Genomic DNA, 24,655 nt, shown 5'->3' with positions numbered 1-24,655 from the left:
TGCACCCTTTTTTAATATAGCCTCCTTTTCACTTCTCACTATTTGACAAGCAAACTCTCTCTTGTTTGTTTCGCTGCTTCAACCATAATTTTAAGCGCTTCTACCGTCTCACTAATTCCCCGGGTCTTCAATCCACAATCAGGGTTAATCCAACATTGTTTTGAGTCAAGCACTTTAAGGGCCCGATTAATATGATTTCTTATTTCACTAATCTCGGGCACTCGGGGACTATGAATATCATAGACGCCAAGTCCGATCCCCTTGTCATACGTATTTTCTTCAAATACTTGAATCAATTCACCATGGCTTCTTGAGGTTTCAATTGAAATGACATCTGCATCAAGTGCACGAATGGTATCCATAATATCTTCAAAGTTTGAGTAACACATATGAGTATGAATTTGGGTTTCGTTTTTGACAAACGCTGTGGCAAGTTTAAAAGCATAAACCGCAGCATGAAGATAGTCATCCCATTTTACCTGTTTTAATGGCAGTCCTTCTCTCAGAGCTGGTTCATCCACTTGGATCATATGGATTCCACTTCTCTCTAGAATTTCCACTTCTTTTTGAAGAGTAAGAGCGATTTGATTGGCGACTTCATCGCGTGGAATATCTTCTCTTACAAATGACCAATTCAATATGGTGACGGGTCCCGTCAGCATTCCTTTCACGGGTTTGTCTGTTAGTGACTGGGCATACAAGGTTTCTTTAAGCGTCATTGGTTCACGATAAGACACATCACCATAAATAACTGGAGGTTTTACACAACGAGATCCATAGGATTGAACCCATCCTAATGTGGTCATTTGAAATCCATCCAGTTTTTCACCAAAATACTCAACCATATCTGTACGTTCAAATTCACCATGGACAAAGACGTCTAATCCAATTTTTTCTTGGATGTTAATCCACCGATGAATTTCTTCTTTAATAAAGCTATCATATTGATGATTACTTATTTCCCCCTTCCGACACTGTAAACGGTGTTTTTTCACTGCTTGAGTTTGAGGAAAACTGCCAATCGTTGTGGTTGGCAGAAGAGGAAGTTGAAAAAACTTCTCTTGAATGATTTGGCGTTCCTGAAATGATGCCTTGCGTTCTATTTTTAATGTTTGTGACTTCGCCATGTTTTCGTTAACTTCCAGCCTATTTTTTGATGACAGCTCATTTAACAACAAGATCGCATTCTGACTGGATGAGATCTCTTCTTGGATACTGTCTTTTCCGTTTTGTATCCCTTTCATTAAAATATTCACTTCACTTAATTTCTCATCAGCAAATGATAAGGCTTCCTTCAATATCACTTCAAGACCTACTTCATTTTTCACTGTCACAGGTGTGTGCAGCAGGCTTGAAGATGGCTGTATAATCAACTGTTCTTTAGAAACATAGGACTCAATTTCTTTTAAAAGGGAAAATTTTTTATCAAGATCTGCACGCCAGATGTTTCGGCCATTGATGACTCCAGCTGCGAGTACCTTGTCTTTCGGGAAACCATACATCTGTATAGAAGTGAGATTCTGTCCATTGTCATGTACAAAATCAAGTCCAATTCCCTGAACAGGCAGGGAAATGACTTCTTCGTAATGGTCGATACCTTCAAAGTAGGTTTGTAAGATCACCCGTATATCAGGTGCTGCTTTATGTAATCTGGCATAAACATGATGAAATAACGCAACCTCTTCTTTAGATAGGGTCGTAGACAAAATAGGCTCATCGATTTGTATCCACTGTACACCTTCTTCTTGTAATTCACGGAGTACCTCCGAATAAAGGGGGATAAATGACTCAATGACCGTTTTAAACTCATCCTTGTTATAACCTTTTGAAAGTTTTACAAATGTAACAGGCCCTAGTATCACAGGTTTACCTTCAATATCTAATTTTTGTTTGGCTTCTCTATAGAAATGGAGAGGTCGATTATCAACAAGAGCAGGTACTGCATCTTCAAGCTCCGGAACAATATAGTGATAGTTGGTATTAAACCATTTGGTCATTTCAGAAGCAACGGCCTCTTTTGTCCCTCGTGCGATATCAAAGTATGTTTTAAGCGGTACTTTCCCCCCACTGTATTCAAATCGCTTGGGAACTAACCCGAACATCATAGCCGTATCGAGCACATGATCATACAGGCTAAAGTCACCAACAGGAATAAGATCAATGCCTTTTTCTTTTTGTTTACACAGATGGTTAAGACGAATACCCTCTATTTGTGCCAAGAAATCCTCTTGTTCGAGTTTCCCAGCCCAAAACCGTTCAATCACTCTTTTCCACTCCCTATTTTCACCGATTCTTGGATAACCTAAATTAGAACTTTTAACCTTGCTCATCTTTTAAACACAACTCCTTCTTATATGAATTTGACCTCAACTAAAAAAATCTCCCTATTAGTAGAAAAGGGAGATTTTTACGCATCGTTAACTAGAGTTGAGACCTTCTGGTTTTCTCAACACGTATAATCACTTCCCTATCGTCCGTAGAGTACAAGTGCATACAACAGGCAGGTTTCCTGACTTAGAATCATCGCTCTTATCACCTTCCCATTTCATTCCAGAAACAGTGGTAAACGGATAAGTCGCTCTCCTTTACAGTGGCGGGACCGTGCCGGAATTTCACCGGACTTCCCTTTTAAGCTGAGCAAGACTTTGCACAGCACCTGATGCATTCTTTATTAAGTTTTTATGGGAAAATAACGGAATCAAAATCCTGTAGTAAAAAATAAAAACCTTTTCATTTATAAATAGAGAGGCCTTATTTGCCAGTAACCTCTCTTATTTCTCAAAGCCTCAATCGCTTTGCAGGAACTAGCCCCTTCTCCAATAAGACAAATTGAATGGTTGCCTGGCTTCAAACGGGCCAGTCCCTCCACCTCTCTGAATAAGAGTTTAAACATCTTTTCGTCATCTAATTAATTAGAAATATTAGCATTGCAAAAAGATTCTGTCAAATTAAGATTGTATTTCCTCTTGGGGTACCGCCGACATTTTCAAATAATATGCAACTAACCTGCTAGTTTGGCTGAATAAACTCTTGTAAATATAATACCATAAAAAGTAAATTTAACCTCGTCCCATTTAAAAGACAACACTCTTTACGAAAAAGCCTATTTGAATGTTATTCAACAAAGCTAAAGTGTGCAGAATGCCAGGAAAATTTAAGGTGGAAAGTCGTTAAGCTCCCAATATGTAATTCAGTCTATATGGTGATAATGCTATATCGTTTTCTAGGGTTCCTAGAATAATAAACCCCTATCTGAGAGATAATATGCAACTGACATAATTTGCGTCCTATACAGGGATGATTAACCATCTCTGGGCTTTATCCCTTTTCTTTTACAGATTTATGCAGAGCATTCCATGAAGTTTACAGTATGCAAAAAAAAGAAAGCCGGTTGCTATCAAACAGATAGCGAAACGGCTTTCTTACATGTAATTAGTTGCGGATGAGGTAATCGAATGCGCCTAAAGCTGCAGTCGCACCTGATCCCATAGAAATAATAATCTGTTTATATGCACTATTTGTACAGTCGCCTGCAGCAAACACTCCATCTAGGTTTGTAGCACCTTGCTTATCAACAACAATTTCACCGAAGCGAGTGAGTTCAACGGCATCGCCTAGCCAGTCGGTATTTGGCACAAGGCCAATCTGAACAAACACACCTTCTAATTCAACCCGCTGAACGGTTCCTGTATCCCGCTCAATGTAGGAAATGCCGTTTACTTTATCAGTTCCGGTAATCTCTTTTGTTTGAACATTTTTTAGAACTGTTACATTAGGCAGGCTGTAAAGTCGTTCTTGCAGTACAGCATCAGCCTTCAGTTCTGGCATAAATTCAAGAACAGTTACATGTTTCACGATGCCTGCGAGGTCAATTGCCGCTTCAATGCCGGAATTTCCCCCGCCGATAACCGCCACATGCTTTCCTGCAAAAAGCGGACCATCACAATGCGGACAATATGCTACACCTTTATTCTTGAACTCTTCTTCACCTGGTACGCCAACTTTGCGCCAGCGGGCACCCGTTGAAAGGATTACGGTTTTACTCTTCAGGACAGCACCGTTATCTAGTTCAAGTTCGACGAGGTCCTTCTTTTCTAACCGCTTGGCACGCTGCAGGTTCAATATATCAATGCCATACTCTTTAACATGTTCCTCAAGACTTGCGACAAGCTTAGGACCTTCAGTATATTTTGTACTTATAAAGTTCTCAATGCCCAAGGTGTCCATAACTTGGCCGCCAAAACGTTCAGCAACAATGCCTGTGCGAATGCCTTTGCGGGCTGCATAGATTGCTGCACTTGCACCGGCAGGTCCGCCTCCAACAACCAGGACATCGTATGGATCCTTATTAGCAAGCTCTCGTGCATCAGGACCATTTCCCATCTTCGCAAGGATTTCCTCAAGTGTCATACGCCCGCTGCCGAAAGATTCTCCATTCAGAAAAACAGTTGGCACAGCCATTATGTCTTTGCTTTCAACTTCATCCTTAAATACAGCGCCGTCAATCATGGTATGGGTAATGCCAGGATTGAGAATGCTCATTAAATTCAGTGCCTGAACAACATCAGGACAGTTGTGGCAGCTCAGACTGATGTAAGATTCAAAGTGATATTCACCCTTAATGTTTTTAACTTGATCACTTACCTTTTGATCAATCTTAGGAGGCCTGCCGCTGACCTGCAGCAGCGCCAGCACTAATGAAGTAAATTCATGTCCTAAAGGAATGCCAGCAAAGGTAACACCTGTGTCTTCGCCAATACGGTTTACGCTAAAGCTCGGTGTTCTCTCCAGTTGTGTTTTCTCTATTTGAATGTTGTTTGAAATGCTAGCCAATTCATCTGCTAAGGCCAACATGTCGCTGGATACTGCATCTGATCCAGCGCTGACTTTTAGCAGGATATCGCCTTCTAGCAATTCAAGATATTGGGCTAACTGTGCTTTTATATCTGCATCTAGTAACATTATCTAAGCTCCTTAAATTTTTCCTACAAGGTCAAGGCTTGGCTTAAGTGTTGCAGCTCCTTCTTGCCATTTAGCCGGACAAACTTCACCCGGATTGTTACGGACATACTGTGCTGCTTTAATCTTGTTAACAAGAGTGCTTGCGTCACGTCCAATACCGTCTGCATTAATTTCAACTGTTTGAATGATGCCGTCTGGATCAATGATAAAAGTACCGCGATCGGCAAGGCCTTCCTCTTCGTTTAATACATCGAAGTTGCGGGAAATCTTTTGTGAAGGGTCGCCGATCATAATATATTTAATTTTGCCGATAGCTTCTGAGTGATCGTGCCATGCTTTATGGGTAAAGTGTGTATCCGTTGATACGGAATATACTTCCACGCCAAGTTCTTTCAGAGTTGCATATTCGTTTTGCAGGTCTTCTAGTTCAGTCGGGCATACAAATGTAAAATCTGCAGGGTAAAAGCAAACTACACTCCATTTTCCTTTCAAGTTACCTTCCGTAACATCAATAAAATCTCCGTTATGAAAAGCTTTTGCTGCGAATGGTTTTACTTCTGTTCCAATTAATGACATAGTGATTTGCCTCCTAGATGTTTTAATATTTATAATCAGCTAGATTATAATAATTATAATTCGATATTTATTATTATATAAAATCTATTATGTTGTCAATAGGAATGCTTCACTTTATTCCGTATTAATTTTACTAGCTAACAATCTATAATATATATAACATAATATGGATTTCATGGTTCAGACCTTTGTGTGCCTGTTATTTCGGGTAAATCTTTTAGTTCTGATTTTACTTCTCCTCAGATAGAGTGCCTATGTAAACAAAAAATATTAAGAAAAACTAAATGAGAAAATTGTATGTAGTAAATGTATTTAGTATATCAATAATGTTCTTTTATTTAGATTGTTCAAACTAAATTGCATCCATTATGGCTAATAAATTGTTTTTATGAAAGTTTTTATACAGTATCAACTGCTTACTGTGTGAATGATCAGATTTTGGATTTAATTAAGTCCTTCATTGTACCGCCAGATCTTATTATGTGCAGTACGCTCTTACTTTTATGGTATTATCTTTTCAGGAACTTACATCAAAAGATCAAATTATTGAATATGAAAAGCTATTAGATTTAGGAAGGATATATATATAAAGGGGAAGTAAGATGAAAAATGTTGCTATTGCCAACATTGCAGATTTAAACAAAATAGTATGCATAGACAGTGAAATTATAGGAAACACAAGCAGAAGAAAATTTATTAAAAATGCCATTGATGCAGGACGTTGTATAATTGCAATGGAAGAAGATAATATTGTAGGATTTTTAATTTATGATACCAACTTTTTTGAGTGTTCATTTATATCGCTAATTATTGTATCACCGTCAAAAAGACGTAAAGGATATGCAAGTCTATTGATGGATTATATGTTGAGTATATCCACTACTGCGAAGGTATTTTCTTCTACTAATCGTTCTAACATTAGTATGCATAAAGTATTTGATTCAAATGGGTTTATTCAAAGTGGGATAGTTGAAAATTTAGACGATGGAGACCCTGAAATTATATATTTTAAATCAAAATAGTTATTTTGATTATCGGATTCTTAATTAGTATAGGTTTTTACCATTGTAAAATTAATTTGCTTTTAGCGGCCTGCATGTACGGAAAAATCTATAATGAGATAGGCAACTGAAAGGTTGTATACCTTCTGAACCGCAGTGTTGAACAGATGTTCCTCTCTTTCCATCTATCGAAATTATTGATGGAAGCACACAATGTCCATCAACAGACAAAAACTCCGCCTGTTTTATTTTTAGGCAGAGTTTATGAAGCTGCTTAGAGAGATTATATCTCAGGTCCTGAAGCATAAGAATTTCATTTCTCCCCAGCAAGCTCCATTACTTATCACAAATATTAGTATAAATGGGTAATTGCAAGTATTAATATAAGCATGTAAATCCCGAAGCTGCGTACTTTTAATATGAATATTAATTAAGTGGAATGTATGAAATTCAATAAAGCCAGAATAACTATCAATAACCCGGCTATTTTATTTACATAATTCATATATGGAGTAATTTTTGTTCTAAGAATGCTGACAGCAAAGCTTAAAATGGTCCACCAGGAAATGGCACCTAAAAAAACGCCGCTGATTAAAAGGATGCTTGTCTGAACGGGACTTGAGTTTTGTTCAAAGCCCAGTCCAGCAAACATTCCGGCAAAATTCAGGATGGTAACAGGATTAGTAATCATTAATAAGAGCGTTGAAGCATACATACGGAACAAACTGCTGCCATCCAAGTCAGCTGCTTTATTGGATGATGTTTTTAAAAATGTTTTTATGCCTAAGTATAGCAAGAAAAGACTTCCGATGATCTTAAGGTATAATTGCTTTTCAACTAAAAAGAATGAAATGGCAGAAAAACCAAAGGCGGCTATGCCAGCATAGATAATATTGGCTGTGGCAGCACCTAATCCGGTAAGAAAGCCTGCAGATTTCCCTTTTAAGAGAACCCTTTGAATGCATAATAAACCTATCGGCCCCACTGGAGCAGATACAGAAAATCCTAAAATAAAACTTTTGAGCAGTAGCATATAAAATATTTCCTTTCATAACGGTTCAATCATTATGATAGATAGATCCGATTACGCTGCTGGTCTGCCCATTTATTCTGATAATTTATAAAGTATAAATGAAATTGGAACCGAAGGCAGACAACAAGCTTTACTTCTCTTTAAAGAATATCGGTATAATAACTTGATTTAATAGTTTCTACAAGTCCTATTAATAATCAGGGTAGGCATGTATCAAGTATAACTCCTTATTAATGGAATTACCGATAATTCTTTGAAAGGATTATGCGTAAAACGACAGCGAAGCCGCTGCCGTTTTGCTGTCCCGATAATTCACACTCTAGGGCATTTAATGTGAATTCATTTTCACTTTATTAAACTATCAAATCTTGCTTTTAGCTTCTCAAGAACCCGCCTTCAGAGTGCATAACCTGCCCTGTGATCCACTGGGCTTCTTCACTTGCAAGGAATGCAGCTAAACGCGCCGCATCCTCAGGTTTTCCTATACGCCCCGAAAGGAACTTAGGCAGAAGCTGCTCCTTTATTTCACCTGTCATCCAGCCAGTATCGGTCGGACCTGGATTGATAGCATTCACGGTAATGCCCAAAGGCGCAAGTTCTGCAGACAAAGAAACCGTAAAGGCTGAAATTGCTCCTTTAGTTGCTGCATAAGCCAGTTCATTAACCATAGGGCCTAAAGCCTGTCCCGAAGTCATATTTATAATCCTGCCAGAAGCATTTTTCATATCCTTTAATTTGCGGGCAAATTCTGTACATAGCAGAAAGGTTGACCTCATATTAACAGCATATGTATCATCCAATATTTTTGCGTTTAATTCCTTGTAACTGTCTCTTACAGAATGTGCTGCATTGTTTATCAGGATTTGCGGGAAATTCATCACAGCAAACACCATATCCATAATTTGGCCTGCAGCTTCAGGCTGAGACAAGTCTATTTCCGCATGATTACAGTGTACACTATAATCCTGTATTTCTTTTTGGAAGCTTTCTGGCCAGCCTGTATCTGCAGACCAATGAGTGAAAAAGATATGTGCACCTTCTTTAGCAAACCTCCTGCAAATCGCTGCCCCTATTCCTTTGTTATGGCTCACTCCTGTAATGATAGCCGTTTTGTCATTAAGATAATAAATACAAAAACACCCTTTCATAGGAAAATTATTCTATTTATCATCATACTATCTATGACATATCATTTAAATAGATAGTGATCTGCTATTTGGAATCTTTTCCGGATTGTTCAACATATAGATTGTCTTTCGATCCTGCCACTGCATAAGAAATATCAGATACTGACAGGTTTTTCTTTTTCAATTCAGCCATAAGCCAATCTTCATTGAATCTGCTTATCGCAAGATTTCCCGTCAGTATTACACCATCCATGATTAATTCAATAGGGCCATTTTCTCTAAGCGCTCCATCCAAATCCTGTCTTGACAGCGGCTGGAACTGAGGCTTTTTTTTAACGGACAATGTTCCATTCACCTCAAGAATTGCGCAATCTGCTTCCTCCATATCGAAGATATCTCTGCCGCGCAGATCCTGCATGAGAGTATCCAAGGAGTAACCAATCTTTTTCATCGTGTTTTCATGCAGCTTTCCATCCTTTATTAAAACTGAAGGTTCACCTGCAATCCATTTTCGATACTTGAAGTTCCTTGCGGCAAGGATATTCAATATATAAACAATGGCCCCCATTAAAATAAGAGCGATAATAAAATACAAAAATTTAATTTTTATATTAAAAGCAAGATTTCCTCCAATAGTACCCATTGTAATCGATGCCACATATAAATGGTTCGACCTGTGGGCGATTGTCTGTTTGCCGATCAGCGAGATAAAAATCCAAAGCAGAAGAAAAGATGTAAAGGTCCTGATTATTATTTCTAGTGATCCCTGCATCCCTATTTCTCCTTTAAGAAAAACGAAATTGATAGCGAGAGATAGTTTGCTCCTAATGGTATATTTTATTCTGCCAGCATACTCCGCAAACCTATTAAAGATCAAAAAAGCCAGCAAATATTATATCCGCTGGCTTCATTTTAAAGGGCCTTGTTAAAGTAAATTATTAATTTCTATCTTTGCTGATTCGTTAAATCAATAATATGCTCCGGATGTCTTCCTCTGTAAGTGCAGCATTTTTTTTACTTTCTTCAGAATCAATAATATCTTCAATAAGATGCTTTTTTTTCTCCTGAAGTTCATTCATTTTTTCTTCAATTGTGCCGCGGGCCACGAGCTTAATTACCTGGACAATGTTTTTTTGGCCAATACGATGCGCCCGGTCTGCAGCCTGCATTTCTACTGCCGGGTTCCACCAGTTATCATATAAAATGACAGTATCGGCTCCGGTAAGGTTGAGTCCTGTCCCGCCAGCTTTCAGGGAAATCAGGAAAAAGTCACGTTCTCCAGAGTTAAACCTGCTGCAGATGTCCAATCTCTCATCCGGACGTGTGTGGCCATCTAGATAGAAAAAAGGATATCCTTTACCTGAAAATTCCTTTCCTATCAGCTCCAGCATTTTCGTGAATTGGGAAAAAATCAGCACTCTTCTGCCTGTGAGTCTGGATTCTTCTATAATTTGAAGCAGCTGGTTAAATTTAGCAGAGCTTCCTTCATACCCATCCACAAATAATGCAGGGTGGCAGCAAATTTGGCGCAGCCTTGTCAAGCCCGCCAGGATTTTTATCCGATTTTTCCGAAGTGTATCTTTATCAAGATGCTTTAATGTGTCATGCCGAAGCTTAGCCAGATAGGCAGCATATAGCTTTCTTTGTTCTGGAAGCAGGTCTGCTGTTTCTATAAGCTCCATTTTTCCGGGCAGCTCTTCGAGAATATCCTTTTTCAGCCTTCTGAGCATAAATGGGCGGATTCTCCTCGCAATCGTTTTTCTCGTTAGATTACTATACTCCTTTAAACCCAGGAATAATTCCGGAAAAACAACATGAAAAATGGACCATAGCTCCTCACTTGCATTTTCCACCGGCGTTCCAGTCAGTGCAAAACGGTGATCTGCTTGGATTTTTTTCACTGCCCTGGCGGTTTGGGTAGCAGGATTTTTAAATGCCTGCGCCTCATCAAAAAATACGGTATGAAAGCTTTGCTTCTCAAACCATTGGATATCCCTTCTGAGAAGAGGATATGAGGTAATGATTACATCCAATTCACTTATATTGTTTTGAAGCTGGATTCTTTCCGCTTGGCTGCCATCTGATACTGCTGCTTGAATATCCGGAGCAAATTTCATCATTTCACTCAGCCAGTTATATGTTAACGATGAAGGACAGACAACCAATGCCGGCTGCTTGTGTTTTCTGATTACAGGGAGCTCAGACACAAGATAAGATATGCTCTGCAGTGTTTTTCCGAGTCCCATATCATCTGCTAAAACCCCACCAAAACCGTACCCTGCCAATGCTTTCATCCATTTGTAGCCATGTACCTGGTAATCCCGCATAATGGGTTTAAGACTCTGTGGAATCTTAGCATCGAGCAAAGCGGGATTGCTGATTTTTTCAAGAAATTGCCGAAACGACTCTTCAAGAAAAAAAATATTGCTTTCCCCAGAAGCGTCAAGAAAAGCAAGGCTTTTTACAATGGGCATCTCCCATGAACTTTCGAGATCCTGCCTCTGTTTTGGAGCAGCATTCAAAAACCTGTTTATTTCTTCTATTTCCCTTGTTTCCAGGGAGAATAGTGACCCATTTCTCATCCTGTAATATTTCCTCTTTTCTTCTAAGGCGAGCAAAAGGTCATGTATTTCTTTTTCAGGAATTCCATCCATTTCAAATGTAAACTCCAGCCAATCTGTCCGTTCTTTTTTTATCCTCACACTGATTTGAGGTCTTGATGTCCCCTTAAAAATCCGGTTTCTTACTGCAGTTGTCGCATAGATCTGCACAAGCTTTTGAAGTTTTGGCACTGCATGATATAAAAACTCATATTCCAGCTCTTCGTTTTGCATAAAATAGCCGCCATCTGTTTTGGCAAACGAGCTGTCCTCTATTACTTCCAAAATGGATTCTTCTTTTTCTATATCTCTAACAAGGAGGGAACCCGGTGATTCCATGCTTTCCAGCGGATTAATCACTATTCCGCCATAGTGAAACTCAAGCCCGGCAAGCAGACGATTCTTCACCCGATCCAAATAAAGCTTTGCAATCAGCGGTGTTTTCATAACCTGTGTTGTAATTGCTTTTGAAATTTGGACCTGACCTAATTTTTTTAAGCCGGGAACTACTTTCTCAAGAAAAAAACCTGCCTGACTGCCTGAAATCGGAATGGCATGGTGTCCGGATTGCTTTTGCATTTGCTGTAATTCACAGAGACGTTTGAAGTCCTCATCTGTCAGCTGAAACAATTGCCCTTCACAAAAAACAGAATGATAGTCATCTAAAATTTGGACTCTCTGCATGCCCTCTATCTTGAGCTGATAGCCATTTCCCGCACTTTCTGAAAAGGCAAATTGCAAAGGAAGTAATTCTTTGGTTATTACAAGGCGATTATAGACATGCAGCTGATCTTCGAATTTAACCGAAGTAAAATTCGCAAACACAGGAGCAAGCAATTTCCATGCTGATGGAGGAATTAGCAATACTTCCTCACTGCTTGAATGAATATATCGATCTGAAGGAGAATTGCTGTATACTACATCGGAAATCACTTGAACCAAGTGCTGTAATACAGTGTCTGCTTCTTCCGAAAAGCAATGAAGGGATGGATTATATATGAAAGAATATGATGAGAAATCCCTTTCCCGCCTTTTTATATCTCTCAAAAAACCATGGATATGATTGATTTTTATTGAATTCAGTTTCATTTCTATACCTATTACGATCTTTTCATCTACATCGAGGAGTTTACATATGAATTCCGTATGGATCACTTGCCTGGTTTCGAAGTGCAGCTGGTGCCTGGTTGCGGGTATTGGTTTTTCGCTGAATAAATTAAGCCAGCCGTTTTCTCCTGCTTCACTCTCAGCAAATCCAGCATGCTTTGGATCTGAAAGTGAAGAAAGGGAATGTTTATGTTCAAAAATCGCCAGCAAAACAGCGGCAACATGCTGACACTTCCTTTGAAAGGAAGCAAGCGTGGGACAAGTACAGGATGTGCGGAAACCTCCGCTGTCCTCTCTTTGGACAATTACCCTGAACTCTTCTTTGCCAGTCACCGTTGCTTCACAGCGATCGGTATTGATTGTTTCAAAATTAACTTTTTTTGCTGTGTAAAAAGCCTCACCTCGTTTGAAGGAGACTGTTCCGCATAATTCTTTGATGATTTTCTTTGTTAGTTTTATATTCAAAAGATTTGCTCCTCCCGGTGAGTGTCTGTAACAAAAACCTAAATTAATGATACAATACCTGTTTAATATAGAGAAATGAAAAAACAATCAAAGGCTTTATTAGCTAGACAATTCTTGCAGTTTATATCCTGAACAATTGTAACACAATTAATGATGGCAGATAATAAGGCAGCACCCCCAGATTTCCTTGGCTGCCGCAAGTTTTTCTGGGGGTGCTAGAGAACAGTATTTTTTTATTATCAATATTTGTTAGAAATTAACCTTGCTTCATGGTTTTTTTTTAAAATTGTCACCGCTTCACCTTTTGATAAACTATCATAATATTCTTTAGGGACGGAAATCTTGTATCCCGAGGAAAGCAAAATTTCGTAATTTGTTTTTTCCACAACATTCATGCCCATTTCTTCTGCTACAATCTCTTTTGTTTTTTTATCTACATAATCTTTTTCTACAGACCCTGACAGTTCATTTTCTGCAAATCCTGAATATGAAAAGAAAAGGAAAAATCCTGCTGCAAGGTATAGGACATACACAATACATTTATTCACTTGTTAATCACCAGCCAGTCATGAAACGGAGTCATGCCATAGAAATGCATTTTACCTTTAACATGCACCATAAACGCTATTTTCATACAGTGGCTGGACATATCACAAGGGAAAACGAAAACTTTTTTTCCATTGCTTCCATATTCTCATGGTGCCTCTAAAGTATAGATATATATCTTAATGGCATTCCGAGTATTGTCTGTTATGTGGGTAACTTGTTCAGATGTTATATGTATAGTGCAAATATACAACATTTGCTTTGCTTCCGTTTATCCTCTTACTAGCTATTTCATAAAAATGATGTGGTTATGTAAATCAGTATTATCATCTTTACCAATGTAATTGGATACGGTTAATCCAAATTCAAATAGAAAGACTCATAAGAAATTTAATTTATGGATTCGTTCACTCGTTAAACTGGCTTTATATAAGTATTATTTTCAGCAAAAATGCTCCGAGAACGGAATAAATATGCAACCAAAGCAAAATTTTCATTTTTCATAATTGTTCGTCTGATATGGTTTTGAAAGCCTCTTCTTATTTTCAAATATTAGGTGAGGGTGAAAATAGTAAAAACTTTCTATGTTACATTATTTCTTCGATGTCCCATATTTTCAGCTGCCATTTTTGATTTTTCCTGCTCTGGGTTTGTATATAAAGCAGCAGTTGTTGTAGAAGTATGGCCTAGTTGCATCATCAGGAGGTGAATATCACCCGATTGCTCCATTAAGTTTGTTCCATAAGTATGTCTTAATTTATGAGGAGACATAGCTTTATTGGATTTAAATGCTTTTGTATACTTTTTGACAAGTGCTTCTATTGCCCTGTTAGAAAGTGGAGTAGCAGCATTATTAACTCTGGTGAGGAATACATAATCTAATTCTTCAGTAGAGCCTTTATATCGACTTACACAGACACTAGGTAATTCTTAACATCTTGCATGAAATGAGGGGACACAGCCACGACATCATGTTTGCCGCCTTTACGCAATACATGAATCTGATTTTCTTCAAAATCCAGGTCACGCAGCCGCAGGTTTGAGAGTTCACTTACCCGGATACCGCTGCCTAAAAACAGCGATAAAATGGCTAAATCTCTTTCTTAGTCTCTTTTAAAGTATATAATTTTCCTGGAATTCTCAGGTAGCTCGTTCTCATAATCATTTTTAACGAAATCAAGGAACCGGGCATCATCATCACCATTATGAAAAATTTTTTCAGATATTTTGGATGCCCTGGCGCTTAACGTTTCTTTAAGCTTGTTTACTTCTATTTTCAGCATCACATTTCTATAAAAATAAGGTTCACCCTCATCATTTTCCGTTTGGATAGTCAGGTACTTATAGAGAGAACGAAGGGCTGAGATTTTGCGATTGATTGATACTTTTTCCGCCTTTTTTGTTTCCTTTTTATTAATGGGTATGTTTCTCCGCTCAAGGAATTTAATGAAGGAAAGGGCTACTGCCAATTTTAAATTCTCTAAAACAGAGAGAGGAACTTCGCGGATGGTGGAGACTGTTGCAATATCTTCGACTATTAGCCATTCTAAAAACAATTTATTATCGAGTACATAATTCAAAAGGGTCGAGGGGGGATCTCATATCTAATTTATTATCGACGTATTCTATTATAAAGAAAGGCATTGATTTGACCAATTCCTCTTACTTATGTTCATGCACTTGACGTTGCCTAGTGTTGGCCATAAAATAACTCCTGATTGTCAATGTCATTTATGCGTAAAATTCAATTTTTACGAATAGTTGTTTACATAATTATATTATGTTTCTTTCGCTTGCTAGCGTAGCAGCTAAGATATGGCCAGGGAAGGTCTACAATTATTAGTTTTTTATAGGAACCTTCACATACTCATATTTATCTGGATACTGAAGTTCCAGTTTCTCAATCGCAGTTTCAGCAGCATCTTTAGTATCAAAAACCTCATCTAGCTTGATTGTTTCTTTATTTGTATTTAAGTCATAAACTCGGATTTTGTATTTCATCATAAAACCCCTTATTTAGAATTTTAGGATCTGCTTTGTATAGTCAGTAAAATCTCCGAGGTGATTTTCAACAATTTGCTGCAGGATGTCTATATTAACGGTCTGATAATCATGAACGGCTATGTTCCTAAACCCAACCATGGCTTTAAGGCGTTTAACTGTATGTTCATCAATAATTAACGCAGCGTGAAGCATATCAAACGCATCTCTGCTGGTTTGAGGCAACCCCAATCTCTGTTCAGCCACAATATGCATAGCTATGTCGATAGATGCTTCACAGGCTCGCTGGATATTAAGAATAATGGAGTCTTGTTTAGTGAAGTCTTTTAGGCTTCTTGCATCGTTGCCATAAACTTCTTGAATGCGTTTCATACAGCACTCAATAGCGCTAATCTTATTTAAAATTACATCATTTTTCTTAGTCCCGCTTTCAACAATATTTTTAATGATATCTTGACGTTCTTCATTCAACTTTGCATACATGCTGAATGCAGTCATTTGGAGGTTTTTAAGCAAAGTGTCATTCGCTGAATATATAATGGTACCGGTAGAATATATCTGGGCTTGAAAAACTGTGGATGCCGTGCGGATATTGACCAAATCGACCTCAATCTTCAGGGTATCCGCTAATTCTTGTGCAATTTGAAAAACTTCATATGTAGTAAGGTTTTGATCTTCACTATAAAAAGCAACATCGATATCACTGTCTTTATTGTTTTTTGCATAGGAACCAAAAACAATAATGAAAACTGGATCTATTCTTTTTATGAGAGTATCTTGAATGGTTTGAAACATCTCCGTATACATAAGACACGCTCCCTAATAATTATATGAAGATTATACCATATACCAAACGTTTATTCCTGTGTCCATTTATTCGTAAAAGAGAGATTTTACGCATAGATAAAAAAACTGATGAACAACTCTTTTCCTTATAATATAATAATCTCCTGCTCTCCTATCTCCCTCATGCAATTGTTTCTAGCATCTTGATTAATGCCATTAGTGCATGGAATATTCAAAGTAAAGGAATGTTACTGAAAATATTAAATAATTTATTGAGTAATAAAAGGTCCTCAAGTATAAAGAAAAGCTCTGTAGAGATCCTCCTCCACAGAGCTTTCTTCGAATCTATTACGCTTTTACAAAATTCGAGGAGTGACAGGCACCATACGTTACTTATGCTTTGAAAATAATCTGTTTTTTTTCCCGTCTGTTTTAACTCGGAATATGTCTTCATGACCATCTAATTTGTAGTAAATCCAATTATCCAATACATTTATATCTGATATTTCTTTTTGTATCAATAATTGATTTTTTTCACCATTCTTTTTCATTTTATATAAATAATAGTGATCACCTGCATTCAAGTAATAAATCCAATCTTTATCTACGATTATTGATGAAAACTTTTGATCAGTTATTTTCATTTCCTTACCTTTTTGTTTATCCACTTTATACAAGTGCTCATCTACATCTGTATAATAGAGATATTCCTCATCTGCATCAATAATTACCTGTAAATTTGAAACTGTATCATTTAGTTTTTTTACGTTTTCTCCATTTAGTGACATCGAATATAGTTTTCCTTCTTCACCATCTTCATCTATAGGTTTATAAAAGTAAATATGTTCACGATCAACGTAGAAATTCATTGTAACTTCCGGTTTTGGTGAATATATTTGAACCTTATCCGTCCCGTCCAAGTTCATTTTATAAATACCATTCTTAATCGAATCATAATAGTAAATCTGATCATTTTTTACTTGTACATAGTCAGCACCTTTGACTAATTTTTCTTTTTCTGTCCCATTTAATTTTATTCGATATAACATCGGTATATCCGAGAAAGGCATTACGGTATAATAAACCCATTACTCCAATACATTTAAATCTCCAAATCCTTTTGACGTGAGCTTTACCTCATTTGTCCCATCTTCTTCTTTAATCATAATAGCATTATTGCTAATAAGAGGAATATTGGAATCATTATACTTCATATAAATTAAAAGGTTGTCCTGCTTAGCGACAAATCCGTTATTGATTATATTCCCATATGAATTCCCTGTTAAATTAGGCACACCTTTCTCCCCAAATTCTTTATTGTGTTCATTTTCACACCCAATTAATAATAGTATCATCAAAATAACGTAGTATTTTTTCATTCTTTCATCCTTCTCATTAAAAATAACGAGCCATAAGTATATGAGCCCAATTAGGTGATTTAGCAGCAACAGCGTTGTTTACTTTCCATTGATTATTCCATTTTATTGACTTGTTTAAAACTTTCCCCGATACCATTAAACAATTCCTAATTCCAACACTATAGTGTGGTTTTTTCCTTTGAACCTCATACGCATAATCTAGGGATTTTTGAAAACTTCCTTTAATATATACAGATTTATCAAACTTGTATTTATAACCGTCATTATTCGAAATATACTTCAGAGATGGCTTACTTTTCTTCATGAATTTAACTACCACCTTTGGTTTTGACCAAGCAATATTACCATCATTGCCAAAATAAAAATAATACCATCCTTTCCCACTATTCCCTTTTCCATAGATAACTAATGATGTATGCCCAAAAACATTTGCTCCATTTGATGCGGTAATCCATATAGCATCATTACCATCTGAATCTATATAATTCACCGGATTATTATCAGCATACGTATACCCATTCTGTGAAGTTGGGTCATCCTCGTCACCTGGTTGCGGATCTAAAGCCATGAAGCTAACATTCTCTGGATTATAATAGCGTGCTTGAAGATAGTAATTATTTGTTTCTACATCGTAATAATATCCCGCATAACGAATTGGGTTAACTTGAGTCAGTCCACCGACTTCAGTTAATACATTTCCGTAGGTATCGTACGTATAAGAACCTACTTCTTTTCCTTCGTTATCACGTATCGATATAACATCACCGCGATGATTCGTCCAATAGTGATACACTTGTTCCTTCCAGTTACCACTTTCATCTTTTTCACGAATAATCATACCTATAGGAGTGTATCCTTCCCACTGATAATTACGATACTGTTCGATAGATTCACCATTCCATAGAACTTCTAATATCAATTGATTTCCATCGTAATAATATTCATGGGTTTTTTTGCCGATGATTTTTTTCGTCCGTAATCCTGCTTCATCATAGTCGTAACGTGCCACTTCTTTCCCTTGTAAATCAGTAACTCTTGTTTGATAGCCAAGGGCATTGTACTCATATTTGAATTTTTCATCCTGAAGCAAGTTCCCATCATCGTCATACTGATAGCCCTTACCATTTTTAGTTTCAATCTGATTATCTGCGTTAAACGTAAAGGTATCTGTTTTGTTAGTTAGTCCTGCATCAATCCATAGAGGGCTTTGTTGAATAACTCTCTGAAAAATGGCTAACTGATCGCACCGATACCGGGGATACCTCAAACAAATTTCATACAAATTGCATGTTCCCGATTTTCAAAATGTGAAATCAAACGTTGCTTAAATTCTTCTATCCCTTTCGAGCGATCGCGTGTATGATTTCGGTTTTGAATCAGTTTTCCCTTTTCGGTACTAACGCTATGCTCGGCAATCACTTCCCCTCCTAACTCCTTCCGAATAACCAGCGTTTGCCGTTCTCCTGGCTTGATCTCGATATGAACAAGATGTTCGGAGGTTGCACGATACGTTCCAAGCGGAACGGAATAACGGTTGGATTTAAAGCGTATTGTATTGTCCTTGCTGACATTCCTTGTTATACTTTGGGTATTGGTATTTTCATATGAAAGTAAGGAAGAGACTGGCTGTAAGTGTTGCTTTTCGAGAGGAAACACTTCAGTTGATCTTTTTTTTGTTGTTTGGTGAACATGATAGTTTCCAGTTCTTGCTAGCCACTGTAACGCTCGCGTATTCCAATCCTCAATATTGTTAAATACTCTGCTGTCAGCGAAATTCCCCTTTATGTACTTTACAACATTCTCAATCATTCCTTTTGACTCCGGATCGGCCTTACGGCTCAAGTGGACGTTAAACTTGCGTTCATTCACATAGCTCTGAAATTCAGAAGTTAAGAGTAACTGACCTGCATTTTCGCTCACTGTAATTAAATGGTCCTGATCATACACAATCTCTTCTGTACGTCCTCCGTAAAATTGAAAGGCATTTTCATGACATCGAATTGCATCCCTTGTTGTAAATGGCCGGTCCTGCCACTCCATATATTTATGACGAGAGTGAGCGAGGACAAAAGCGATAAAAACAGCTTTATTTCTTTCTTCTCAGTTGTTTTCTGTTTTGTTTCTCCCCAGTCCACCTGGAGTTGCTTACCCATCGGCTGTTCCGGAATTGCTTCATATTGCCGAGTAATTATTTTTTTCTCAATCTAATCAATCTCACGTATTTCTCTAACATAGGTTCGGACCGTACTCTCTCCAATGAGTATGTCAGGATATCGCTCTAAGAGCCAATCTCTGATTTGCGCTGCACTAAGATGGGGATACTCTTCAAGCCAGGCTATAATCGGAATCCCTGTAGGCATCAAACATCTTTCCTTTCCCTTGAAGCCGTTCCGTATACACTTTCGCCTCTTCAAATGTCATGTTCAAATATTTGTAAACTGTTGGCCTTGAAACCTTGAGTTCTTTTGCAATTTGAGACACCTTAAATTTACGTTTATGTAATTGATGAATACTCAGATACAACATTAACTTCTCCTCCAAAATCCTAACCTAATAAAATAACAACTTTTATTATTTTACTAGAGTTACAGGTTGATGAAGCAAAAATGTAAAATCCAATCAAGCGAATACTGTCAATTTCATTCTAGCGTTTACACCGTATAGCGGAGCTTGCGACAATCAGTCGTGTAACGTGCTACTTGCATTACCGAGACATACCAGATATGCTGGAAAAGATGGCTGATGAAATGATAGAAGATATTAAACATGCGATGAATGGCCAGCCGGTGATTGGAGACCCAATCGAAGATGAGGAACCTCTATGGTTAGTTTTGCTGCCTGAACATATTGTCCTGCATGCTAAATTTTATAAAGTTATATTAGCTTCAATGAGAGTAGCCATATTTACGGAACGTTTGTTAACCCTGTTAACTGACATCATTTTTGAAAAATTAGAGCGTATGGGGAATGATTCTTACTTTCGAATCTTCTAGCAATTTGGGCAACTGGCCGCAACAATTATATAGACACATGCCGTTTCTAGGAAATAATAGTGGCTAAACAAATTAATAATACACAATACGGGAGCTGTAAAAAAATGTTATCATTTTTCTTGACATGTATTCGAATGATACAAGGTTTGATTAATGCATTTAAGAAAAAGGAGTTTCAAGTCGTTTTTACGCTGGTTCTTCTTTTGTTGTTATCAGGCACAATCTTTTATCACAAAGAGGAAGGTCTATCTATACTGGATGCTTTATATTTTTGCGTGACAACTCTTACCACGGTAGGGAATGCTGAATTTGTTCCACAGACTAATATAGGAAAGATTTTCACCATAATCTACATATTCGCTGGAACAGGCCTTACTTTTAGCGTTGTTGGTCGAATCGCTGTTGGAATTTATCTCTCCAAGCAAAGGGACAACTAATTAAGACTATAGTCCACTGCATTCTAAAAACAAGAAGTTTTATTTATCACAGTATCTTCCCACTGCATTTTTGGACCCATCTTGTTATTGTTTCATTAAAAAATTTATAATATCTTTTAACTCTTCTTTTTTGAATAACTGTAACGATGGCAAATCCATTTTTAATACTTGTATCAATCCACTAATATAAACATCACTTAACAATTGAACAAGAAAAAAGGATGCCGCAACAGCAACCCCTTGTTCAACTCAAGCACCCGTTGGTTCTTTAAGAAATAGCAGTTTAATGGTATTGAAACCAAACAAACCATCCTTTTTCCTTACTTTTAGCTAAAAATATTTGACCTTGGCCTAAATTAGCTCCAGGTGCTTTGGGGAAATCTAAACGTACAAGCCATGATTTTTCAGCAATTTCTTTGCCACAAAAGGTCTTTGCCATTCCAAAATAGTCTTCTTCATCTTTATTGCCAACTGTTGCGGGAAAAGTTTTGGCAGTTACTTAATCCCACTTAGTATATATGTCTGGAAAATCATCTATTCCAGTTCCATAAGTTTTTGGTATTAAAGTATTTAACGCTTTTATTACCCCTTTTTTATCCTTAAGCGATGTTTTATCTAATTCACTTAACACAGGACATTCTTTAGGTTGTGCATATCCTTGAATTGAACAAAAAAACAACATCAGAATGGTAATAATCAATATATATAGAATTTTCATAAAACTCACCTCCGAAGTTATCTTTCCTAATTTTAAGAAAAATAGTCCAGTTTTTGAGGTGTAATAGCTCAATTGTTATTCAACTAATCTCCCTCAATAAACAAACACTTATCTCTTAATTACGCAGTTTTTCACCATATTGCTATCTAACTTGTTTCACCTTACAGATTTGATTAGAGAGAAAAGAACACAATCAAGCAGTTTACGAAGAAAATGAGCGCAAGAAACTAGCCAACCTTCGGTTAATTTCAAAAAGTTGGATAAATAATTATGTACGCACCAATGGATATCCACATCTCTTACGGGGGTCTACCCTCCCAAGTCTCACAGAGTCTAAGCTCCTACATTCCTTCGTTCAACCTTTCCATAAGGTGGATGTCGGTCATGCTGCCCCACAGGATCTAAGTCCTTACGTTAGTTGCGTTGCCGACTAATCCCATGCTGATTTTGTCCGTTCATCTTTTCAAACTTATTTGTTAATAGTTAGTTTTATAGTGATTAAGCTGCTATTGGTTCTTGGATAAATGCATGCATATGGGGGATGTCCTTCAACATCTTCTCCTCTTTAAACACAAACTGCTTCTTCCCAATAGAGAAGAGTATACGGATGAGCTTATTACACAAAGCAATTAAAGACTGCATCTTTTTCAACGGATTATCAGGTCTTGTTGTGTAATAATGATGCAGGGCTTTAAAGGCTTTATTCTTAGCTACTAGAATCATAGATGCCCGAAACAGTAGTGCCCTTAATTTCTTTCGACCACGTTTCGTAATCCTGGTTCTCCCTTTATGCTTTCCTGATGTATTTTCTTTTAAGCTGAGTCCTGCCAGTTTGGTTATCTGACGAGGATGATTGTATTCACTCAAATCGCCTACTTCAGCGAAGAAACCCGCCACTGTATCACGTCCAATTCCTGTTATCTCTAACATTTGATCAACGCCTGGAATATCTTGAAGCAGTGTATCCAGAGTTTGGTCAAGCTCTTCGAACTTGGCTTGAATGAGTTCATACTTTTGAATTAACGTTCTTAATTCCATTTTAGCCATCATGGCGCCCTGACGAATGCCAATCGAGCGATTGGCGGCTTCTTTTAAAGCTTGAATCTTCTTAATCCCTATACTACGTTTCACTGCTTGCCTTAGATAATCCAGTAATTCTTCATCTGTATATTCACCTATTTCGTAAGGTAAAGCATCGAGTTTTAATAAATGAAGAGCTGCCTTCCCTTCCCAACTTTTAAAAACGGTAAAGAACTCTGGAAAATATCGATCAAGCCAGTTGTGTACCTGTCCCTGCACAATTTGTAAGTCCACATTTAATAGATCGCGTAATTTCTTAGCCACACGCAGTTCCGCGAAAACCCCTTGTGGTATGGTTGGTTCAGCGTATCTACCATCTTTGACTAGTTGTGCAATGACTTTCGCGTCTTTTACATCATTTTTAGTTGGAGAGTTATCGTCTAACTCCTTACTGTGCTTGACATGTAAAGGATTGACCGTTACGAACTTAATCTGTTCCTCCTTTAGAATATGAGCTAAATTAAGCCAATAATGGCCAGTTGGCTCCATTCCAGTAATGACAGAATCCATTTCGCAAGACTCTTTTATTTGAATAATCCAATTAATAAATGTCCTAAATCCTTCTTGGGTATTATCAAAAAAGCAAGTAGATCCTAGCTCCATTCCACGATAATCCTGCGCTCTAGCTACATGATGATGTTTCGCAATATCAATGCCGACAACTAAGGTTTTAGGTGTAATTTGAGCTATTTTATGATTTTGATTATAATTCATGATGAGACCTCCGGGTAGATGTTTTGCCCTTTTTAGCTGGCCAGCTCAGGACACATTCATCTTATCAAGAGGTCTTTTTTCATTCAAACCGCATTTTCAGTTATTACAGGAATGCTGCCCCAATTATAAATGTTTCCGCAGAATATGGAGCGATGAGCGAAATGTCATACCCAGGAGAAGGACCTTATAAATTACCTAAATTCGTTTTAAAAATGGATTGACGCGATTAACAGCTGCAGAAACCAAAGGAGATATCAAAATAAATTCATCCGATCCGGGATGGGGAATTCCAGATATGGGTGGGTGGACCATCTGCACCAAGAACACCAAAGCAAGCAGCTGAGTCTATCCTGTGGTTAGCAGCAGCGTTTGGACCAAAAGGACCTTCCTGGGGATTCTTTAGAGATGGAAAACAAGTACATTGATAAAAATATGCTCATATACTTACGAATCTGTACGAGTCCATTAGTTTAATATGTTTACCATGTGTTTATATTTCCCGTTTGTATAATAAGCAGTAAACAACTAAAAGAAGGATAATATTATCCCCCCTTCTCATAGATTTTTATACATGCTTCTGTTATTTTATTTTAAAGGTAGAAACCGAATCATTTAACTCTTCCGCTAAATTAGCCAATGATTGTGATGTTGCCGCAGTTTGTTCGCTTGCTCACTAGCACCTGATATACTTTCAACTGCTTTCATAGCCTCGGCGGATTGTGCAGACTGCTTTGCACTAGCTGAAGCAATGTTTTCGATTGACTTCATAACTTCTGTTGACTGCGCTGACTGCTTATCACTTGCTGATCGTATTTCTGCTACTTTTGCAGAAACCTGACCAACCATATTTGCGATAGTGTTGAATGCGCGTCAAGGATGGATGTGAGCCCTAAGAGGCCTTTTTCGGTCTGCTGAAGAACCTTGGGCTAGACTGGTATGAAGTTGTTATTATAGTTTTTCTATCTATTTTATTTAATCAATTTTACCCGTTTATTTATGAATAATTATTGATTTTGAGGAATTAATAAATACTTCTTTATAATTATCACTATTATTGAGACACTATATTTTTCTTGTATACTTCGTAAAACTGAAATTTTACGCAAAGATAAAATGTAGATGAAGAATTC

General features: G+C 37.4%; 21 protein-coding genes, 3 pseudogenes and 2 riboswitches. Of the genes and pseudogenes, 3 read left to right on the top strand and 21 right to left on the bottom strand.

Translation table 11 applies throughout. The features are described 5' to 3' along the window. Window positions 1-38: 38 nt before the first annotated feature. The 3 genes from metE to ahpC all read right to left on the bottom strand — a co-directional run bounded on the left by metE (window position 39) and on the right by ahpC (window position 5,538). Complete coding sequence (gene metE, locus ACN6MY_RS12910; protein WP_419880556.1) at window positions 39-2,330, bottom strand: 5-methyltetrahydropteroyltriglutamate--homocysteine S-methyltransferase; 2,292 nt, start codon at window positions 2,328-2,330, stop codon at window positions 39-41. 151 nt (window positions 2,331-2,481) lie between these two features. Beyond that, window positions 2,482-2,675: riboswitch (cobalamin riboswitch) on the bottom strand. A gap of 93 nt (window positions 2,676-2,768) precedes the next feature. Continuing rightward, a riboswitch (SAM riboswitch) is annotated at window positions 2,769-2,884 on the bottom strand. Between the two features lie 548 nt (window positions 2,885-3,432). Further along, window positions 3,433-4,962, bottom strand: coding sequence for an alkyl hydroperoxide reductase subunit F (gene ahpF / locus ACN6MY_RS12905; RefSeq protein WP_419880555.1), 1,530 nt, complete (start codon window positions 4,960-4,962; stop codon window positions 3,433-3,435). Between the two features lie 12 nt (window positions 4,963-4,974). Continuing rightward, window positions 4,975-5,538, bottom strand: coding sequence for an alkyl hydroperoxide reductase subunit C (gene ahpC / locus ACN6MY_RS12900; protein ID WP_419880554.1), 564 nt, complete (start codon window positions 5,536-5,538; stop codon window positions 4,975-4,977). 602 nt (window positions 5,539-6,140) lie between these two features. Between ahpC and ACN6MY_RS12895 the strand changes: the two genes are divergently transcribed. Continuing rightward, window positions 6,141-6,560, top strand: coding sequence for a GNAT family N-acetyltransferase (locus tag ACN6MY_RS12895; RefSeq protein ID WP_419880553.1), 420 nt, complete (start codon window positions 6,141-6,143; stop codon window positions 6,558-6,560). Between the two features lie 409 nt (window positions 6,561-6,969). Here ACN6MY_RS12895 and ACN6MY_RS12890 read toward each other — a convergent pair whose 3' ends face one another. The 15 genes and pseudogenes from ACN6MY_RS12890 to istA all read right to left on the bottom strand — a co-directional run. Continuing rightward, complete coding sequence (locus ACN6MY_RS12890; RefSeq protein ID WP_419880552.1) at window positions 6,970-7,572, bottom strand: LysE family translocator; 603 nt, start codon at window positions 7,570-7,572, stop codon at window positions 6,970-6,972. A gap of 374 nt (window positions 7,573-7,946) precedes the next feature. After that, entirely contained in the window at window positions 7,947-8,702 is a 756-nt protein-coding gene (locus tag ACN6MY_RS12885; protein ID WP_419884165.1) for an SDR family oxidoreductase, read from the bottom strand. A gap of 82 nt (window positions 8,703-8,784) precedes the next feature. After that, entirely contained in the window at window positions 8,785-9,471 is a 687-nt protein-coding gene (locus ACN6MY_RS12880) for a DUF421 domain-containing protein (RefSeq protein ID WP_419880551.1), read from the bottom strand. Between the two features lie 190 nt (window positions 9,472-9,661). Then, window positions 9,662-12,871 carry an SNF2 helicase associated domain-containing protein gene (locus ACN6MY_RS12875; RefSeq protein ID WP_419880550.1) on the bottom strand — a complete coding sequence of 1,070 codons (3,210 nt, stop codon included), beginning with the start codon at window positions 12,869-12,871 and terminating at the stop codon, window positions 9,662-9,664. Between the two features lie 239 nt (window positions 12,872-13,110). Next, complete coding sequence (locus ACN6MY_RS12870; protein WP_419880549.1) at window positions 13,111-13,419, bottom strand: hypothetical protein; 309 nt, start codon at window positions 13,417-13,419, stop codon at window positions 13,111-13,113. 580 nt (window positions 13,420-13,999) lie between these two features. Beyond that, window positions 14,000-14,248: pseudogene (locus tag ACN6MY_RS12865) on the bottom strand (tyrosine-type recombinase/integrase); the annotation flags it as partial. 77 nt (window positions 14,249-14,325) lie between these two features. Then, window positions 14,326-14,478 (bottom strand): hypothetical protein, encoded by a 153-nt coding sequence (locus ACN6MY_RS12860; RefSeq protein WP_419884164.1) that lies wholly within the window; start codon window positions 14,476-14,478, stop codon window positions 14,326-14,328. A gap of 42 nt (window positions 14,479-14,520) precedes the next feature. Further along, window positions 14,521-14,997: a hypothetical protein gene (locus tag ACN6MY_RS12855; RefSeq protein ID WP_419880548.1), complete on the bottom strand. Its 477-nt coding sequence runs from the start codon at window positions 14,995-14,997 to the stop codon at window positions 14,521-14,523. 259 nt (window positions 14,998-15,256) lie between these two features. Further along, on the bottom strand, window positions 15,257-15,421 hold the full coding sequence (locus tag ACN6MY_RS12850) for a hypothetical protein (protein WP_419880547.1): 165 nt from the start codon (window positions 15,419-15,421) through the stop codon (window positions 15,257-15,259). 12 nt (window positions 15,422-15,433) lie between these two features. Next, entirely contained in the window at window positions 15,434-15,790 is a 357-nt protein-coding gene (gene hepT / locus ACN6MY_RS12845; RefSeq protein WP_419884163.1) for a type VII toxin-antitoxin system HepT family RNase toxin, read from the bottom strand. Between the two features lie 144 nt (window positions 15,791-15,934). Then, window positions 15,935-16,213 (bottom strand): annotated as a pseudogene (gene mntA, locus ACN6MY_RS12840) (type VII toxin-antitoxin system MntA family adenylyltransferase antitoxin); the annotation flags it as partial. Window positions 16,214-16,593: 380 nt separating this feature from the next. Beyond that, complete coding sequence (locus ACN6MY_RS12835) at window positions 16,594-17,253, bottom strand: DUF5050 domain-containing protein (protein ID WP_419880546.1); 660 nt, start codon at window positions 17,251-17,253, stop codon at window positions 16,594-16,596. A 39-nt stretch (window positions 17,254-17,292) separates the two neighbouring features. Beyond that, on the bottom strand, window positions 17,293-17,583 hold the full coding sequence (locus tag ACN6MY_RS12830) for a hypothetical protein (protein ID WP_419880545.1): 291 nt from the start codon (window positions 17,581-17,583) through the stop codon (window positions 17,293-17,295). A gap of 16 nt (window positions 17,584-17,599) precedes the next feature. Continuing rightward, window positions 17,600-18,421 (bottom strand): RHS repeat-associated core domain-containing protein, encoded by an 822-nt coding sequence (locus ACN6MY_RS12825; RefSeq protein WP_419884162.1) that lies wholly within the window; start codon window positions 18,419-18,421, stop codon window positions 17,600-17,602. A 339-nt stretch (window positions 18,422-18,760) separates the two neighbouring features. Next, window positions 18,761-20,109, bottom strand: a pseudogene (gene istA / locus ACN6MY_RS12820) (IS21 family transposase); the annotation flags it as partial. 209 nt (window positions 20,110-20,318) lie between these two features. Here istA and ACN6MY_RS12815 point away from each other — a divergent pair. After that, window positions 20,319-20,576, top strand: coding sequence for a hypothetical protein (locus tag ACN6MY_RS12815; protein ID WP_419880544.1), 258 nt, complete (start codon window positions 20,319-20,321; stop codon window positions 20,574-20,576). A 104-nt stretch (window positions 20,577-20,680) separates the two neighbouring features. Continuing rightward, a complete protein-coding gene (locus tag ACN6MY_RS12810) occupies window positions 20,681-21,013 on the top strand; it encodes a potassium channel family protein (protein ID WP_419884161.1) in 333 nt (110 codons plus the stop codon). Between the two features lie 283 nt (window positions 21,014-21,296). On the opposite strand, the gene ACN6MY_RS12805 is transcribed toward ACN6MY_RS12810, so the two are convergent. The 3 genes from ACN6MY_RS12805 to ACN6MY_RS12795 form a co-directional block, all read right to left on the bottom strand. Then, a complete protein-coding gene (locus tag ACN6MY_RS12805) occupies window positions 21,297-21,452 on the bottom strand; it encodes a hypothetical protein (protein ID WP_419880543.1) in 156 nt (51 codons plus the stop codon). Window positions 21,453-21,512: 60 nt separating this feature from the next. After that, window positions 21,513-21,731, bottom strand: coding sequence for a hypothetical protein (locus tag ACN6MY_RS12800; protein WP_419880542.1), 219 nt, complete (start codon window positions 21,729-21,731; stop codon window positions 21,513-21,515). 498 nt (window positions 21,732-22,229) lie between these two features. Beyond that, window positions 22,230-23,525: an IS110 family transposase gene (locus tag ACN6MY_RS12795; RefSeq protein WP_419880541.1), complete on the bottom strand. Its 1,296-nt coding sequence runs from the start codon at window positions 23,523-23,525 to the stop codon at window positions 22,230-22,232. Window positions 23,526-24,655 lie beyond the last annotated feature (1,130 nt).

The sequence above is a fragment of the Peribacillus sp. B-H-3 genome (genome assembly GCF_048572925.1).
Classification (GTDB): Bacteria; Bacillota; Bacilli; order Bacillales; family DSM-1321; genus Peribacillus.
Note: the sequence above shows the minus strand (reverse complement) of the source record. Positions and strands in the feature narration are given on the sequence as shown.